Annotated in this window: 17 protein-coding genes; 2 read left to right on the forward strand and 15 right to left on the reverse strand. The window is 33.4% G+C overall.

Annotated features, from left to right (window positions below; translation table 11 throughout):
* Nucleotides 1-114 precede the first annotated feature (114 nt).
* The 11 genes from KA845_RS04545 to KA845_RS04595 all read right to left on the reverse strand — a co-directional run bounded on the left by KA845_RS04545 (nucleotide 115) and on the right by KA845_RS04595 (nucleotide 11890).
* Nucleotides 115-1182 (reverse strand): YkvI family membrane protein, encoded by a 1068-nt coding sequence (locus KA845_RS04545; protein ID WP_103388044.1) that lies wholly within the window; start codon nucleotides 1180-1182, stop codon nucleotides 115-117.
* 297 nt (nucleotides 1183-1479) lie between these two features.
* Nucleotides 1480-1983 (reverse strand): hypothetical protein, encoded by a 504-nt coding sequence (locus KA845_RS04550; RefSeq protein ID WP_021459169.1) that lies wholly within the window; start codon nucleotides 1981-1983, stop codon nucleotides 1480-1482.
* A 152-nt stretch (nucleotides 1984-2135) separates the two neighbouring features.
* On the reverse strand, nucleotides 2136-2498 hold the full coding sequence (gene dhaM, locus KA845_RS04555; RefSeq protein ID WP_103388043.1) for a dihydroxyacetone kinase phosphoryl donor subunit DhaM: 363 nt from the start codon (nucleotides 2496-2498) through the stop codon (nucleotides 2136-2138).
* 1 nt (nucleotide 2499) lies between these two features.
* Nucleotides 2500-3075 (reverse strand): dihydroxyacetone kinase subunit DhaL, encoded by a 576-nt coding sequence (gene dhaL / locus KA845_RS04560; protein ID WP_103388042.1) that lies wholly within the window; start codon nucleotides 3073-3075, stop codon nucleotides 2500-2502.
* Between the two features lie 12 nt (nucleotides 3076-3087).
* Nucleotides 3088-4053: a dihydroxyacetone kinase subunit DhaK gene (gene dhaK, locus KA845_RS04565; protein WP_103388041.1), complete on the reverse strand. Its 966-nt coding sequence runs from the start codon at nucleotides 4051-4053 to the stop codon at nucleotides 3088-3090.
* A gap of 156 nt (nucleotides 4054-4209) precedes the next feature.
* Nucleotides 4210-5226: a FecCD family ABC transporter permease gene (locus tag KA845_RS04570; RefSeq protein ID WP_002508962.1), complete on the reverse strand. Its 1017-nt coding sequence runs from the start codon at nucleotides 5224-5226 to the stop codon at nucleotides 4210-4212.
* Nucleotides 5223-6182, reverse strand: coding sequence for a FecCD family ABC transporter permease (locus KA845_RS04575; RefSeq protein ID WP_411841195.1), 960 nt, complete (start codon nucleotides 6180-6182; stop codon nucleotides 5223-5225). The genes KA845_RS04570 and KA845_RS04575 overlap by 4 nt, the downstream gene beginning before the upstream one ends.
* A gap of 52 nt (nucleotides 6183-6234) precedes the next feature.
* The gene (locus KA845_RS04580) at nucleotides 6235-7038 is read right to left on the reverse strand and encodes an ABC transporter ATP-binding protein (RefSeq protein ID WP_002508963.1); all 804 of its coding nucleotides are present in this window, start codon (nucleotides 7036-7038) and stop codon (nucleotides 6235-6237) included.
* A 341-nt stretch (nucleotides 7039-7379) separates the two neighbouring features.
* Entirely contained in the window at nucleotides 7380-8216 is an 837-nt protein-coding gene (locus tag KA845_RS04585) for a YitT family protein (protein ID WP_002508964.1), read from the reverse strand.
* A 438-nt stretch (nucleotides 8217-8654) separates the two neighbouring features.
* A complete protein-coding gene (locus tag KA845_RS04590; RefSeq protein WP_002508965.1) occupies nucleotides 8655-9884 on the reverse strand; it encodes a NupC/NupG family nucleoside CNT transporter in 1230 nt (409 codons plus the stop codon).
* Between the two features lie 284 nt (nucleotides 9885-10168).
* Nucleotides 10169-11890, reverse strand: coding sequence for an ABC transporter ATP-binding protein (locus KA845_RS04595; RefSeq protein ID WP_103388038.1), 1722 nt, complete (start codon nucleotides 11888-11890; stop codon nucleotides 10169-10171).
* 201 nt (nucleotides 11891-12091) lie between these two features.
* Here KA845_RS04595 and pbp4 point away from each other — a divergent pair, with 201 nt between their 5' ends.
* Nucleotides 12092-13387, forward strand: coding sequence for a penicillin-binding protein PBP4 (gene pbp4, locus KA845_RS04600; protein WP_107373894.1), 1296 nt, complete (start codon nucleotides 12092-12094; stop codon nucleotides 13385-13387).
* A 175-nt stretch (nucleotides 13388-13562) separates the two neighbouring features.
* Here pbp4 and tagD read toward each other — a convergent pair whose 3' ends face one another.
* The 4 genes from tagD to KA845_RS04620 all read right to left on the reverse strand — a co-directional run bounded on the left by tagD (nucleotide 13563) and on the right by KA845_RS04620 (nucleotide 17226).
* A complete protein-coding gene (gene tagD / locus KA845_RS04605) occupies nucleotides 13563-13961 on the reverse strand; it encodes a glycerol-3-phosphate cytidylyltransferase (protein WP_002508968.1) in 399 nt (132 codons plus the stop codon).
* Between the two features lie 82 nt (nucleotides 13962-14043).
* Nucleotides 14044-15102 (reverse strand): glycosyltransferase family 2 protein, encoded by a 1059-nt coding sequence (locus tag KA845_RS04610; RefSeq protein ID WP_021459176.1) that lies wholly within the window; start codon nucleotides 15100-15102, stop codon nucleotides 14044-14046.
* On the reverse strand, nucleotides 15099-16190 hold the full coding sequence (gene tarB / locus KA845_RS04615) for a teichoic acid glycerol-phosphate primase TarB (protein ID WP_103388035.1): 1092 nt from the start codon (nucleotides 16188-16190) through the stop codon (nucleotides 15099-15101). The genes KA845_RS04610 and tarB overlap by 4 nt, the downstream gene beginning before the upstream one ends.
* A gap of 235 nt (nucleotides 16191-16425) precedes the next feature.
* Nucleotides 16426-17226, reverse strand: a complete 801-nt coding sequence (locus tag KA845_RS04620; RefSeq protein WP_210127806.1) for an ABC transporter permease — start codon at nucleotides 17224-17226, stop codon at nucleotides 16426-16428.
* 394 nt (nucleotides 17227-17620) lie between these two features.
* On the opposite strand from KA845_RS04620, the gene tagH reads away from it, so the two are divergent.
* Nucleotides 17621-18415: a teichoic acids export ABC transporter ATP-binding subunit TagH gene (gene tagH, locus KA845_RS04625; protein ID WP_002508972.1), complete on the forward strand. Its 795-nt coding sequence runs from the start codon at nucleotides 17621-17623 to the stop codon at nucleotides 18413-18415.
* Nucleotides 18416-18429 lie beyond the last annotated feature (14 nt).

Raw genomic sequence — 18429 nt, forward strand, 5'->3', positions numbered from 1 at the left:
CATTTAGTATTTTAGATGTAGTAAAATCAACAATGATTTACAGCCTGCTTTTCACTTCAGTTAACTGTTTTTTGTACTAATAAGCCTGTGCTAAACGCACACTTTATATGCTTTTTACGCAATATATTTTTTGTTTTGTTTTTTACGTATAACGTATTTAATTAACACAGATATTACAACAATTAATCCAATAGCTCCCATAAGTGGATATAAGAAATTAATTAAACCAGCAAAGCCAACAAAGCTTAATCCATATGCTACGAGTACCATAACGATAATGAAAATATGGTATTTTTTACTGTATGGTTCTGTAAAACGTGCAGCAAATGAATACATCAAACCTAAAATAGTATTATACATAACGGCTAACATAATGACAGATAATACAATACCTATCAACGGATGAATTTCATTTGCCAATGTTAATGTAGGAATTGATGCATCTTTAATCATAGGGTACTCTGACTGCAATGCAAAGTTAATCAATGCTAACAGTACAGTGTATACAATACCACCAAATAATGCTCCTCTACCTGAGACACTTCGTTTAGATGCATCTCCGCCAATCGCAACAATTGTACTAAAACCAACTGCAAACGCTAAGCCACCATAATTAATACCATAGAGAATACCTTTCCACAGACTAGCATTTGGTACTGTTTCATTCACTTTATTTAACGGAATGGAACCATTAAATAAATAGAATATCGCGATAATAACTACTAAAATAATTAAAAATGGCGTTACGAAACCAAGTGCACGTACAATCTTGTTAAAGTCCATTAATAAAGTCACATAAATTGCAATGATCATGATTAATGCACCTAACCACGTTGGTATACCATAGCTTTCTTCAAATGTTGATCCTGCACCTGCAATCATTGTTACAGAAATACCAAACAAGAAAAATATAAGTACATAATCAATAAATTTGTTTAGTCCCTTGCCAAATAAATACTCTAACGTAGATTCATGATTTTGAGCGTCAAATGCAGTACCTATCTTGGCAACTTGGCGCCCAATAAATCCTAATATTAATCCTGATAAAATAACACCTATGTAGGACCATAATCCAAATCCCGTGAAGAATTGCATTACCTCTTGTCCTGTTGAAAATCCAGCGCCTACGACTATACCTACGTAGGCAAATCCTATTTTAATGGCTTCTTTGTTAAGCCCCATTAAAAAAATACCTCCTTAAATGTCATATAGTGATATATTATAACGCACTATATTTTTTTTGCAACGCACACAATATTACTTCCCTAAAGTTTTAAACACTAACATTTAATATTGGACGGCTTTAATACACCTGCTATAAATCGCTACAAACGTTGCTGTACTCTACCTCATCAGACATTTAAATTTGTAATACTCGAAGACACATTGCACAATTACTTTACTGACAAAATAAAAATATACGCATGTACCTACTGAAATCGATACGTGCGTATATTTTTATCATCACTATAATATTACTTATTGATCTGCCACTCTCGAACGGTTTAGTTCATTAAAATCAACAACAACGTTATCCATTCTTTTCGCTGTTTCTTTTAAGACATTACGCGCTACACTATTATTGGGATCAAGCTTTAAAATTTTTCTTGAGATATCGAATGCTTCTTTATCAGATATGACTGGTTCAGGTACTGCATGTAATAACAACATTTGTAATAAACTCTTTACTTCTTTACCGTCGGAAAGATTTATGGATGATTCTGCATGATAATACGCTGAATCTAATGCACCTTCTAGGTCACTCAAGGGGTAAACTAAAAGTAAAAACGCTAAATCGTGCATTTCTGGTGTTTCTTCATGTTTCATCATATCTAAAATACAAGTATAAAACATGATACTTTCTACCTCATGAGCACTTGAAATATACGCTTCTTCAAATTCCATAAAATCTGTCTCGGACATTAATCTTCTAACTGACTCGAATTGGCCGCTTAAGACATGTTTCTTTATTAAATCTTGCATGGCAATGTCCTCCTATACCCAGATTCTTTTTACAATTGATTTTTATTTTACCATATTCCGCGTACATATTCATTTAAGAAACTACTTTTTTAACAATTTTAATTTCACAAGTTATATTAAAGACTTTTTCTACTAGCAATAGACAAAAATCTTTAACTGAAATGATTTTTTACTTCTTCAATTGTGTCTTCCAACGTGCCTCCAACAGATAATTTAACTGCAGCCGTAAAACTTCCTTCAACAATCGGGGCATCTACTTTTATCATCTGGTTCTTGCCATTATACATTTCAATAGCCATATCTAAATTCATTTCAGCTGAACCAATGTCATAAAAACATATCGCATCATCGTTTAAGCCATTTAAAAGTTGGTGAATATCATCAAAAGATGTCCCTATTTCACCATTAATACCACCTTGAGCTACTACATTAACACCTGAGGCCATTTGACTTAATAGATCTTTAGTTCCTTCTGCAATCTTTTCACTATGACTCACAAGAATAATTGATGTCATATTATTCATCTCCAATCAATGCATTTAAAACATATACACTACTTTGAGCGCCCGGATCCACATGTCCTTTAGAATCCTCTTTAAAGTATGCTGCTCGTCCTTTGGTAGCAATCATTTCTTTAGTATCGTCAGCAAAAGTTTGTAGTTTTTCAAATGTTATGGACTCACCATTGTCCACAGCCAGTCTGGCACGTTCAATTACGTCAAACATTGTTTTCTCATTGAGTTCTACTTTACCTCTTTGTGCTATTGCATCTGAGAATGCTTGTAGAACCTCGCTTAAATTATTCGGAGTAATTTCATCACCTGCTACCTGTGCCATTTTGACAAAACTAAAACCATATAAAGGCCCAGAAGCTCCTCCGATATGAGACATTAACGTCATACCTGTCGATTTCAAGATAGTGGAAACTGATGAATCATCTAAATTATCAGGTAATGCTCGAAAACCACGAAGCATATTTACACCATGATCTCCATCGCCAATTGCTCTATCTAATTGTGTTAAGCTTTCTTCTTGAGTTTCAAATGTATCAACTAATGCTAATAAATTCATTTTTAACGTTTCAGCATTCATTGGGTTGCCTCCTTAATTAAAGTAACGACTTGCTGTTGTTTGCGTTAACGCGGTTAAAACTGTTTCTGAATATGGTGCCAATGTAATTGAAAAACCTTGCATATCAAGTGACGTCATATAATCTCCAACAAGCCAATGTTTCACAGCTAGATTTTTGGCTTCACAGTATTCAGAGACATATTTTGTGACAATGTTTAATTCAGAAATAGGTGTACCACCCATGCCATTGACCATTACGATAACATCATCCGTCTCTATTTCAGCTAACAACGGTTGTAATAAATGGCTTACTATAGTATCAACTGGTTGAACAGGCTCTTTAGACAAACCTTTTTCACCATGAATACCAATACCAAGTTCTATTTCATCTGCATCAATATCAAATCCATATTGACCTGTAGTTGGTACCATAGGTGGTGTTAGCGCCATGCCTATACTTTTAACACTATCTACAAAGGTCTGTACTCGAGATTGTAACGAGTGTAAATCGGTGCCTTGTTCAGCTAAATATCCTGCATATTTATGTGCCAATACAGTACCAGCTACACCTCTGCGTTGTGACGGTTCCTCAACAGCTACATCATCTTTAACTATAACAGTGGCAACCTCAATGTCTTCCATCGCAGCCATATCTTGTGCCATTTCAAAGTTCATAACATCACCAGCATAATTTTTAACAATTAACAATACACCTTGACCAGTGTCGACTGCTTTTATTGCACTTAATATTTTATCTGGTGTCGGTGAAGTAAATATCTCTCCACATACTGCAGCATCTAACATACCGTCTGTAACGTAACCTGCATGTGCTGGTTCATGTCCACTACCACCGCCTGAAACAATAGCAACTCCTTCAGTTTTTTTATTTTTTCTTACTACGACCGTATCTGCAATAATATCTATATCATCATTTGCTATCTTCATGCCAGCAAGCATATCAGCTAAGTAGTCAGTTTTCTCTTTGATTAGCTTTTTCATTTAAAGCTCCCCCTTTAGATTAAACACTATTTGCACTTAGTATACCCTACATTTTTCAGCAAACGCTAATAATTAAAATTAAAAAAAGACTAAACGTATATAATTTTGAAATCTTATAAAACTAGATTTCTATCACATACACTTAGTCTTTTTATTTTAAACCATTTTAGATTTGTACATTAAATATAAGAAGTATGGTGCTCCAATAATAGCTACGACGATACCAGCTGGTATGCCAGAAGGTTGTAAGATAACCTGACCAATAGTATCAGAAACGAGTAATAAAAATGCACCGATAACAATTGAAATTGGTAAAAATAGTTGATGTCTTGGACCAACGATAGATTTAGCAATGTGTGGTCCCATTAAACCAATAAAACCAATTGCGCCTGCCACTGCTACTGCTGCAGAAGACAGCACTACCGCTAACATAAGTAATATGAAGCGTTCCTTATCTACTCTAACACCCACACCTTGTGCTATATGTTGACTAGTATTTAATAAATTTAACGCGTTCGATTTTAGCAGTAATATAGGTATGATAATCACTAACCACGGTACAAAAGCTAGCACAAAGGACCATTCATCTCCCCATATATTACCAGCAAACCAAGAAGCCATAAATTCAGATTGATCTTTATCAAATTTAGACATTAACGTCAATGAACCACCACTAAGAGCTGTAGCTAGACCAACACCTACTAACACCATACTAGCTGGCGTTATCCCTTCTCCTTTGTTGTAGCTGAAGCTAAATATAATAAGTGCTGTTAAAATACCACCAATCATACTAATAATCGGCAATACATAAATAAAGTTATCAGCATTGACTTGGCCAACAACAATAAACAGTGCAATAACAAAACCACTACCTGCATTAATCCCTAAAATACCAGGCTCCGCAAGTGGATTACGTGTCACACTTTGAATGATCGCACCACTCATCGCCAAAGCAGCACCAGCTAAAATAGTAATGATCATTCTAGGCAAACGAAATTCTAGTAATATTAATGTATCTGTATAAGCACCTTGTCCAAATAATGTTGTAAAAAATGTTCCGAATGACATTTTATATTCACCAGAAGTCATACTCCATGCACAAGTTATTATTAATAATACAGTGAATACTATTAAAGTAATCCATTGTCTATATTTTAACTTTGGATCAATCATGTAAAGCGACCTCCCTTTTTAACTAAATATAAAAAGTAAGGTACACCAATAAACGATATAATTGCTCCTACAGGTGCTTCACCCATCATACGTGCTAATGTATCAGCAACTAACACAAGTAAACCACCTAACACTGCAGTTAAAGGAATAACACGTGCATAATCTGTGCCGACTAAAAACCTTACTATATGTGGCACCATTAAACCGACAAAGGCTATTTGACCAACCATAGCAACTGCAACGCCTGCTAATACCATGGCTAATATTAAAGTAATACCTCGTATAAAAACCACATTTTGGCCTAGCCCTCGTGCTAAAGTTTCACCTAAATTTAATATAGTCAACTGTTTACTTATCGTAATTAAAATGAGTAACGCGATAACAATGACAGGGATGGCCCAAATTAATTGATGCCATGTTGTACCTGACACACCACCGGCACTCCAAAATGTTAAATCTTGATTCAACCTAAAAAACAGTGCGACACCTTGGCTCAATGCTGTTAAAAACGCACTAACTGCTGCACCCGCTAAAATAATACGCATAGGATTAAAACCATCACTACGCGAACGTCCAATCATCAATACGATAAAACCGCCAAGAATAGCACCTACAAAGCCGGCAACCATGAGCATTAAAAAAGGTGCTTTAGGATACAATGCAAATGTCAGCGCCAAAGTAAATGATGCGCCTGCATTTAATCCGATTAAACTTGGATCGGCTAATCCGTTTTTCGTAACCCCTTGCACTACTGCTCCCGATGTTGCCAAAGCAGCACCAACTAAAATAGCGCCTATATCGCGCGGGATACGGATTTCACTAATAATGTTATGTTGTTGATTCGTTACATCATAGCTAAATATAGCTTCAAATATCGTTGTCACATTAACTTTCGCTTCTCCCAGCAAGATAGATACAAAGAGTGCGACAACTAACAATACGATAGCTATAGCCATCGTAATTGCAAAATTATAAACTTTCTTTTTTTGCGTTGTCATCGTTATGCTCCTATACCTGGGAATAGCTACGTTTACATAAATCATATGTGACTAACATAGGCTTACCTGTTCGTGGATCTCTACTTATCTCAACATCAATATTAAACACCTTTTCTAGAATATCTTTAGTCAATACTTCCTCGGTGTCACCATTAGCAATGATATCGCCATCTTTCATCGTTATTAAATAGTCAGAAAAACGCACTGCTTGGTTAATGTCATGTAATACCATGACGATAGTACATCCTTGTTCTTGATTTAACTGGGTAATTAATTCTAAAATTTCTAATTGATGTGATATGTCCAAATATGTTGTTGGTTCATCTAAGAAAATAATATCTGTACGTTGTGCAAGCGCCATAGCTATCCACACACGTTGTCTTTGACCACCACTTAAGTCGTTAATAGCACGGTATTGAAAGTCAGCAGTGCCTGTTACTTTCATGGCCCAATCGATTTCTTTTTTATCTTCTGCAGATAATCGGCCAAAACCTTTTTGATGTGGAAAACGACCATAAGAAACAAGTTCTCCAACTGTTAACCCATCAGCTACTTCAGGAGACTGTGGCAATATCGCAATTTTCTTAGCCAATTCTTTAGTAGCTTGTTTGTGTATACTTTCTCCATCTAACACAATTTCCCCATTTGAAATCGTTAATAACCGTGATAATGCTTTTAACAATGTAGATTTACCGCAACCATTCGGTCCAATAATAGAAGTAATTCGACCATCTGGTACTGTAATATCTAAATTGTTGACTATAACATTATCTCCATAACTAATCGTAATTTGATTCCCATTTAAACGTGTCATACTTACCCTTCTTCCTGATTAATAAGCATCTATCTTAACCTATAATTGATTGTCTTAATTTCTATATATAAGTTATCTGTTATTGTCATTTATTGCGTTAATTGCTACATCCCGTAAATGATAATCATTATCACGGGTGTTATTATACCATTTTTTACTGAAATTGACTATAAAATCACAATAAAATTCTATGCTTAATATCTGTAAGTCTACCAATTATAAACACTAGAAAAAGCGAAAATATGAAACCAAACGTCCACATTTGATTTCGTATTTTCGCTTCAAAACTTACTTTTTGATTCTACTGGCAAAAGTTAGGACGTAATCAACGGTCACTAACTTTAGTGCTCATCTATCAAGAAACCATTACCATAAACGTCACGCACATCATGAACGACTAAAAATGCGTCTTCATCTGTCTGTTTAATTAAGCGCTTGGCTTTAGTCACTTGTGTTTTTGTTATTACAACGTACAGAATATCCTTATCTTCTTTAGTAAAGTAACCACGACCATTTAAAATTGTTAAGCCTCGACCGACTTTTTCATCTATGACTTTAGCTACTTCATCTGGCTTTTGTGAAATAATAGTCATTGCCTTTTTCGTATTTAAACCTTCGATAACGAATTCCATAACTTTAGTGCCGATGTATAATGATATAACCGTGACTAATGCACTAGGTAACGGAATAACAGTTAATGAAATAAGCACAACTATTAAGTCGAAAAACAACAGTGCATATGGTGTACTAACATCTAGATACTTATTAGCTATTCTTGCAAGTATAGTCGTACCTGCAGTCGTTCCACCTGCTAAAACAATGACACCAATACCTAGACCTACACACGTTCCACCAAAAATCGCATTAACTAAAATATTATTAGAATCTACTTGCCAACTTTCAGTCAATCCTAAAAATACAGAAATTAACACTGTCGCCAAAATAGTTAACAGCATACTACGTCTACTTAAAAACTTATACCCCACAGCAATAAGTAACGCGTTTAAAACAAAGTTCGTAAGCCCTGGAGAAATATGGTATGCATAGTAAAGTACAATGGCAAGTCCTGTAACGCCACCTTCACCTAAATCAGCTGTAATAATAAATGTATTGACACCCGCAGAAAAAATAAATGATCCTATAATCACCAATATAATATCACGTAGTGTTTTATTCACGCCCACCAACCTCCTATTCAATTTTCAATCACTTGAATAGTAGCAAAATAATGCCAACATCACAACACTCTACCTCATTTAACTGGAATACAAATTAATTTGAGATACATAATTTTAAAAATTCTGAATTTTCGGTTTACTTATATTTATTCCTTTGCTATAATGTTATTTATCTTCTTATTGAAGAACAATAAGAAGCCATCTCCTTTGTGTTGTTTATAGTAACAAACAAAAACAAATTTTTGCTCGAAGTATGTTATAAGTACCTAGTCCTTGCTTATATCATACATTTAATTCATTTCCCGTAAAAGCCAAGTACACCGCGTACTTGGCTTTTATAATGCAAAAAAACAGAACAGCTAAACGCTGCTCTGTTTAAATTTAAGTATTAAAGTGTTTATGCAGTTATTAAAATTGACTATCACACCAACTTTTATCTTACCAAGCAAACAAGCCGACAAATCCTGCTGTCATTAACGATACTAAAATACCGGCTAATAACATCATTGGTACATATTTAGAGACAAAGTCAGAAGTCTTCGTATCAACTATTCCTTTTAATGTACCTACAATCATACCGATTGTAGAGAAGTTTGCAAATGAAATTAAGAATGTTGTAAGCACTGCACGTCTGTGCGGTGAATATGAATCCAATACATCTTTAATTTCTCCCATAACAACAAATTCATTGGTCACAATTTTTTTAGCCATTTGTTGCGCAACAATCCATGCTTCTCCCCACGGTAAACCAAGTAATAATGCAAAAGGATACATAAATACACCTAAAATTTGATCTAAACCAAAACTACCTTTTAAACCGATCCAAGTTGCAATAATACCTGTTGCAGCATTAATTAGACGGTCGATTAAATCTGATAAAGCAACAAAACTAATGACAAATGCAATAATAATTAAAATCAATTTCCCTGCATTTAAGACAGAGTCTCCTAAGAAAGAAAAGAAAGGTTGTTTTTCTATCTCACTATTTTGAATACTATATATAATGTCCTCTTTATCTTCGAGAGTAACTGGATTAAGAATTGCAGAAATTATAATCGCATTAATGATATTCAATGGTATAGCAGTTAACACTAAATCACCAGGTACCATCGACACGTATGCACCTACGATAGCCCCAGATACTGAACTCATAGACATCATTGCGATAGTTAGTACACGTGTTTCATTCATACGCTTTAATTGTTCACTAGAAACTGCTAACGCTTCAGTGTTTCCTAAAAACATCATTTCAATACCAAAGAATGACTCGAACTTTGGTTGTCTCGTAATTTTAGCTAACACCCAACCAATCATTCCAATTAACTTAGGTAAAATATTTAAATACATCAGAATATCAAATAATGGTACAACTAATAAAATTGGGAATAAGGCACTAACTGCCATATCCATTGCACCAGGTTCGACCCAACTTGCAAAAGCAAATCCTGTACCTGCATGTGCAGAATCAATCATCCAGGCAATTCCGTTTGCTAATCCTTGTACTACTGCTTTCCCCCATGGGAAATAAATAAAGAACCATGCTAATACAATATTAAGGATTACTAAAATACCGATAGAAGTCCACTGTATGTCTTTGCGATTTCTTGAAAATAATACTGCAATCGCTAAGAAAACAATTAAACCTAAAATATTAATTAGTAAAAACATTTTACACCCACCATTCCAATATATATGAACTCAAGCAAACTCAAATTAAAAAACCATCTTACTTTATAATTATTGACTTGTCCCTAAAAAGTTAATAATGATTAATCACTAAAATATAAATAGTGTATTCGTTTTCATTTATTGTATTTCTGTGTTTTTCAATTTTCTACCTTGCTAGTTAATTCTAACTTATTATAGCATGTAAGGATTTTTGATAAAATAACTTTTTTAATGTTCGAGTATATGCTATTTATTTCTTTTGGCATTTACAAAATGTCTGTGTTTTATTCAGTTAAGTTTTGAGTAGCAACAAACTGCTGATATTTCTCATGTGTTTGCATTAATTCTTGATGCGTCCCACTTCCTGTGATAACACCTTGATCTAAAAAGATAATTTGGTCTGCTTTACGAATCGTTGACAAACGGTGAGCAATCACTATCGTAGTCCGCTTCTCCATTAATTCTTCTAATGCGGTTTGGATTTTCCGCTCGCTTTCACTATCTAAATTTGCAGTAGCTTCATCTAACAATAAGATGTCCGGGTTTTTTACAAAGCTACGTGCAATATCAATACGTTGACGTTGACCGCCGGATAATTTAATACCGCGTTCACCCACTAACGTATCATAACCTTGCTCAAGATTTTGAATAAAATCATGACAATTAGCTATCTTAGCATACGTTTCCAATTCTTCATCAGAAACAGCATGATTAATACCATAGAGTATATTGTCCCGTATCGTACCGCTCATCATGGCATTCGTTTGCATAACATAACCTATTTTATGTCGCCAAGTAGCTAAAGGGATATTATATATAGATTGATCACCGTATGTAATCATGCCTTGCTCAATATCATACATACGTTCGATAATATTAAAAATTGTACTTTTTCCTGATCCTGATGGCCCTACAAAAGCTGTGACTTTACCTGCTAAAATTTCAAAATTCACCGCTTGCAATACAGTTGTCGTATCATATTTAAAAGTTACATCTTTGAATATTAAAGATGGATGTTGGGATTCTTCAACTACTTCAGGCAAAGTAAAATCTTCTATAGGTTCTTGCATAATCTCATATATACGCTGACTCGCTCCCACAGCTTTTTTATAATCAGTTACTAATGTAGATAAATTGACTAACGGACTTGATAACTGCACTACATAGAAAATCATAGCAATTAATGTTCCTGCAGTAATGGCACCGCTTGTAACCCTTAATGCGCCGAAACCTAAAATCACTGTAATCGTTAACAGCATGACCAGTCCAGATATTGGTTGGATAATTGCTGTGATTTTTGCTTGCTTTAACCCTAAATCATAAATGCGTTGTAAATTATTGTCTGCTTTTTCTAATTCTAAACGCTCTGTATTTGCTACCTTAACTAAACGCATTTCGGTTAACACTCGTCCAAGCAAACCGCTAAAATCGGCAATTTCGGCTTGTGTCTTTTTGGATATACGTTGCATTATTTTCCCAAGTGGAATCATAATCCCAATAAATATCGGTATCGTTATAAAGGTTACTAACGTTATTTGCCAATCCATTACAAAAAGCATAATAAAAGAACCTAAAACAGTTAATACTGATGGCAACAACTCTGGTAGTTTTTGCGAAATAAAAGCATTGATTACTTTCGTATCATCAGTTAACCTACTCATTAACTGACCACTTTCATTTTTGTCAAAAAATGGCATTGTTAAATGCGTAATATGTTGCCATAACATTGAACGTATGGCGTAAATAATTTTTTCTCCAATTTTACTTAATAAATATAAGCCCAAGCCGCTCAGTAAAGTGTTCATAATAAAAATCCCTAAAAAGATAGCGATAAAATTCCAGTTAATACTTTCTAGGGTAAATTTGTCGACTAATTTACCTGTTACTAAAGGAACAAGTAATCCTGTTAAACTACCTAAAGAAGATATACACACCGCAATGGCAATTAGTTTTTTTGGCCAAGTTAATTTTTTGAATAAATAAAATAACGGGTTCGTTTGATTCATTACATTTACCTCTATTTTTGACTTATGTGGTTACATCGCCAAGCAACGAAAACTTTATGTAACTCTATGCTTTATTGCTTGCTTTTTTAATTCACAAAATTATTGTTGTGACGGTTTATATATATTCATTTATTAATTCAACCCAATATGCTAAAATATTTCTATTATCAAAAAGAGAATATATTAAGAAGGTTTGTTTTTATGAAAAAGTTAATTTCCATTATGGTAACTGTTATGTTTATTGTTTCAATTATAACACCTTTTGCTAATGCTGAGACAGCTACACCTACAAGCATTGCAAATCAATACGGTTATAACGTATCTGATAAATATCAACCTGAGGGTGCAGCAAACATTGCACAAACAGGCCAAATTCTATATGACTATAATATCGACAAAAAGTGGTACCCTGCATCCATGTCTAAACTTATGACCATGTATTTAACATTGGAAGCAGTGAAAAAGGGAGATTTATCTTTAGACGATAAAGTTAAAATTACAGAAGACCACTATCGTATGTCTACTTTACCAAAATTAAGTAATACTAAACTTTACCCTGGCGAAACATATACCATTAAAGAATTATTGCAAATAACAGTTTCTGCTTCTAGTAATGCGGCAGCACTAATATTAGCAAATGAAGTATCTAAAAACACTTCAGAATTCACTGACTTAATGAATAAAAAAGCTAAATCAATAGGCATGAAAGATACGCACTTTGTTAATCCTACAGGTGCTGACAATGCCCAACTAGAAGATTTTGCACCTAAAAAGTACACTGATGAAGATAATTCAGTGTCTTCAACACGAGATTTCGAAATTTTATCGCAACGTTCAATTCAAGATACACCTAAAATTTTATATTTCACTAAGCAAACTGCGCCAACACAACATGGTGTTACATACTATACCTTCAACCATTCACTTGAAGGTGGCGACATGAGCTTAGAAGGTACTGATGGTTTAAAAACTGGATCAAGTGACCTAGCAAATTATAACCATACTATCACGACAAAACGTGATGGATTCCGTATTGTACAAACAATCATGGGTGCCGGAAACTATGATAACTTCGGTGGTGAAAAACAACGTAACATGATGGGTAATGCTATGATGAATATGTCTTTCGATCAGTATAAATACACTAAAATTTTAGGCAAAGGCGAACACAAAATTAATGGCAAAACTTATTACTTAGAAGATGATTTATATGATGTATTGCCAAAAGACTTTACAAAAGAAGATTATAAATATGTCATCGAAGATAAAAAATTACACATTGAATACGACCGCTCATTTATTTCCGATAAATACGGTCCACCTTCTGTAAAAGTGAAAAAACCATTATTACACGAAACTACTACTATGGTTAAATCCACTTGGGATGATCATCCTATTTTAACGTTATTAGGTATCGTCTTAATTATTACCGCATTAGCAATCGTTATTTATTTACTTATTGATTTAATACGTCGTAAATCTAACAATAAAAAATAGTTCAACATACGCATTGAGTCTAGGATTATCAATCCAAAACTCAATGCGTTTTTTTTGAGTTAAATTAAACTTATAACGCAATAAAAAAGGACAAGTTAGAAATCATGGTGATTTCTAAAACTTATCCCTTTAAACATTATCAACACACATTCATATTATCGTGTGTGATAATTTATTAATGTTCTTCTTTACCATATAATTCTTTTTTAACTTTAGTCGTAGAAATACCTTCCGTACGTCTAAGATAAATAACCTCACATTTGTCCTTTAAAAAATCAAACTCGCCTTCCCAGTCATGACCCATGACAAATGTATCTATATCATAACGTTCAACATCTTTTTCTTTTTGTCCCCATCCTTCTTCCGGGATTACAAGATCAACATAACGAATTGATTCTAACATCATTTTACGTTGTTCATAGTTATAATAAGATTTTTTATTTTTTATACGGTTGAATTCATCCGATGATAACGCAACAATAAGATAGTCACCCATTTCACGTGCTCTTCTCAATAATTCAATATGACCATAATGCAATAAGTCATAAGTTCCATATGTTATAACTCTTTTCATTATTATCTACCTCTCAGTAACTTTTCACATTTTCAAGAAGTATATCATACTAAAATTTTTAATACTATAACGTAATTAATGTTTACCTTTTCAATAATTTTTTTAGAGTCATTTTGCTTTTAAATTTAGCACGTCTCGGTAGAATTTCAACTTTAAAACGATAATAAGGTGGCCGTCCAATACCAACATAATGTAATGTTTCTCTCCATGTTTCATATATTGGTTTTGTCCAACCTTTACCACCTTGCTCTACTACTTTAATAATTCTGAACAATGCGCGCCCTTCGTAATCTGTTGTTTGCATTGTTTTCAGATACATTGTCACTGCATTAATAAATGGTTCGGTAATTTCCTTTTGATTGGCTAGGTAAGATTGAATTAAATAGCTAACAATCAACTCGTCAAAACGATAACTGTAATATACTCTTAAATTCGATAATAACAAAATATCCATCACGCGTTGTCTAACCACCGCTGCATTAGCTAAATAATCTTCAAAACGGTGCGTACGCTGTTCTGTAATTGATCCTTCTACATTATTATAACCATAAATAATATTAGGTAATAATTGAATATCACTGGCTTTATTAAAAGCACGTGCCATAAATGTATGTTCTTCACAAAACACTACATCTTCATCAAAACGTAAGTCCGCAAATTTAGCACTAAACATTTTTGCACCAGGGCCTATAGATTGTAAGATAGCTGGACATTGAGCCAAATTCACAGTATCAAATTTATTAATTTCTGTATGAGTTGGAATCGTTTGCCATTCTCCATGACGCTCGCGTCCTAGTTGCCCTAAAACAATATCTACATCATCATTTTTCAAATAGTAGTCAGCCATGTAATCAATTCTGCTAGGTAAGAACTCATCATCAGCATCTAAAAACATAAATACATCACTCGACATAGATGCAAGACCTCTATTACGACTTGCTGCCGCACCCGCATTTTCTTGATTGATAATTGTCAGTTCTTTATACATTTTCGCTAATTCCTGCAACACTGCTAATGATTCATCAGTCGAACCATCATTTATACAAATGATTTCATGCTCATACTTAGTATCAATCGAGGCAATAGCACGACGAATCGTATTAGCTGCATTATAAACTGGAATAATAAATGCTATTTTCATTGTGAAGCCTCCTTATTAATTAACTCCATGACTTGATTTAAGCTATCCTTCGTATTGTATTGATGCCACGTTTGAAATAACGGTTCTAACGTTTGTTCTTGTTGTTGGATCAATTGAATTAATGATGTTTCATCATATGCTTTATAACGACTTGGTATATCATAATAATAGCTATTTAACCCACGTTCCGCTTCATACAATGTCTCATCATAAACGTAAAAGACAGCAGTTTTATTTAATAAACTTGCCTCAATTGCTAATGAGCTATAATCAGTAATAATTAAATCTGCCATCAACATCAATGTCTGTGTATCAATCTGAGTCTGACTTGGCTCTGCTACTGCTGGATGTAGTTTATTGATTAAAGTATAACCAGGTAATGCTTGTTCAAATTGTGTAACATCGATTATTCTATTTCTTTGATTGTATTCCCTGTATGTAGGAACGTAAATCGCGAGTTTAGTCGTAATCCCATGCTGCTGTTTTAACTGTGTTTGCATCTCTTTAACATCTAATTGACAATACGGTACTAACCTCGGTAGTCCTGTCGTACAAAGCTGTGTTGGATGTACATCAAAAGCTGCTTTAAAACATTCTGCCATTGGTGGACCACCGATTAAATAAAAATCTGTAGCTCCATAAACCCGACGATATTGTTTAACTTGCATTTTATTAGTATGATCCACTTGATGATCCGTTAGCCCAAAATGTTTTAGCGCACCTGCAGCATGCCACGTTTGAATAATTTTTTGACCAGCTTTTTTGCGATAGCCACCTAATAGTAAATAATAAGTATCAATCACTATTACTTTTGCTGTGCTTAATGCTTTTATATGGTGAATAATATGTTTATTTCCTGCTGGAATAAATGTACAATTTTGTAATTGTTCAATGGTTTCTTGATGTATGCCTTTAGCAATTACTGTGACACGATATCCTTGTTGAGATAATTCTTTAATTATCGGTAAGACATCTGCTTCAAAAGTCATCATCACTACTATGTGTTTAGTTGATATTTTATTCCAACTAAATACTACATTTAGTATATGTATCATCATCATGTAAATTCTTTTTATCCATTGTCTCATTTTTTCTCCCCTTTACTTCAGTTAGTTTCATTTAATTATAGCGTGCTTTTTCCAAAATTTATAGAATTGCAACGATAGCAATGTTTAATTATTAAATTATTTCGTTCTATCTTATTGTCAGCTTGACCCTATTCACTTAACCTACACTTCTAACGATTAATTATTACCAATATACAAAAAGAACCTGGAACGTAAAATATGTTTCAGGTTCTTCATATATTTTATAAATAATGCATTACATAAAGTCTGCAAAATGATCGCGATACTTCATGTGTAAAATCGATCCTACCACGAGTAAAACAATAACTAAAATGACATTATAGACTGCCAATTCCCAATGAGAAATAAAGTACCAATCATGATGTAAAATAGCAGCTCTATATGCTTCAGCTAAAAAGTAAATCGGATTTAATTGCATCACATCAGTTACAATACCTTTAGGTGGCACGATTAAAATAGATGATACGAAAAAGACAATTCGCATTAACGCTTGCATTGCCATCTGAGTATCTCTAATAAGTACACCTAAAGTTGATGTTACGAGTGAAATTGCCACCGTTAAGATTAACGCGAAAGGTACATATATTAACAACTGTAAGGTGTAAATTGTCGGGTGATACCCTGCAAAATAACATATAACCATCACTATGGCTAATAAACCGAGATGCCCGTAAAATCTACTAAACACAATATAAGTAGGAATAATAGACAACGGAAAATTCATTTTTGCTACTTGATTATATTTCGACGCAATCGCCTTGGTTCCTTCTAATACACCTTGGTTCACAAAGAACCACATACTAATACCGACCAATAACCAATATATAAACGGCACACCATCTTGAGGGGTATTACTGCGCATACCTAAACCAAAAACAAACCAATAAACCGCAATTTGCATTGCTGGGTTGATTAATTCCCACGCCATACCTAAGTAATTATTATGGTTAGTGATTCTAATTTGAAATTCTGCTAATCTTTTGATCAAATATATATTTTTTATATGTTCTTTAAATACAGTCCAAACTGCCTTCATTTAAATAAACCACGCTTTCAAACGATTTACTTTTATATCTTAAACTTTTGTTTTTTATTCTGTCGTTATCTCCAAATATTTTCATAACAAAAAAATTATACCCTATTTAATAAATAGATGTAAACTTACTATGATTTCATTTTAGCTCATTACTATTAATATCATCATAAAATAGTATTGCCAATTATTATATACTAGATGATACCAGCTACATTTTACACTATTTTCTACTAAAAGAGTTGATTTAATTCCACAAATTCAGTAAACTTTAACAATTGTAGACTATAGTTTTCTCGCAATTCATACCTACTTACTTTACAATAGGTTAATAAATTTAACAACTCATTTACTATATATTATAATAACAGTAATTAGAAATAAGGATGGTAAAATTATGACAGTCTCGGTAAACATTGAACATGTCTCAAAAGAATACCGTATTTATCGCAATAATAAAGAACGAGTAAAAGATTTACTGGTACCTTTTCACAAAAACAAAACATTTTATGCTTTAAATGATTTATCATTAACTGCACATGAAGGTGATGTTATTGGCCTAGTAGGTATTAATGGTTCTGGTAAATCTACCCTTAGTAACATGATTGGCGGATCACTTTCCCCAACACGTGGTCACATTAACCGCAATGGAGAAGTCAGTGTAATCGCCATTAATGCTGGACTTAATGGTCAACTTACTGGAATTGAAAACATTGAATTTAAAATGTTGTGTATGGGCTTTAATAAAAAACAAATTAAAGATTATACTCCACAAATTATTGAGTTCAGTGAACTTGGTGAATTTATTTACCAACCCGTTAAAAAATATTCCAGTGGTATGCGTGCCAAATTAGGGTTTTCAATAAACATTACCACTAATCCCGATATTTTAGTTATCGATGAAGCTTTATCCGTTGGTGACCAAACATTTGCACAAAAATGTCTAGAAAAAATTTATGAGTACAAAGAACAAAATAAAACAATTTTCTTTGTCAGTCATAATATGAAACAAGTACGTGACTTCTGTTCAAAAATTGCATGGATAGAAGGCGGTAAATTAAAACAATTTGGTACATTAGATGAAGTCTTGCCTGAATATGAAAAATTTTTAAATGACTTCAAAAAACGTTCCGCTGCGGATCAAAAAAAATTCAGATCAGAATTAGATAATTCTCGTTTTGAATTTAAATAACGTTAAACTAAAAA

This window comes from Staphylococcus sp. GDX8P114P-2 (genome assembly GCF_017892945.1).
Taxonomy (GTDB): domain Bacteria; phylum Bacillota; class Bacilli; order Staphylococcales; family Staphylococcaceae; genus Staphylococcus; species Staphylococcus arlettae.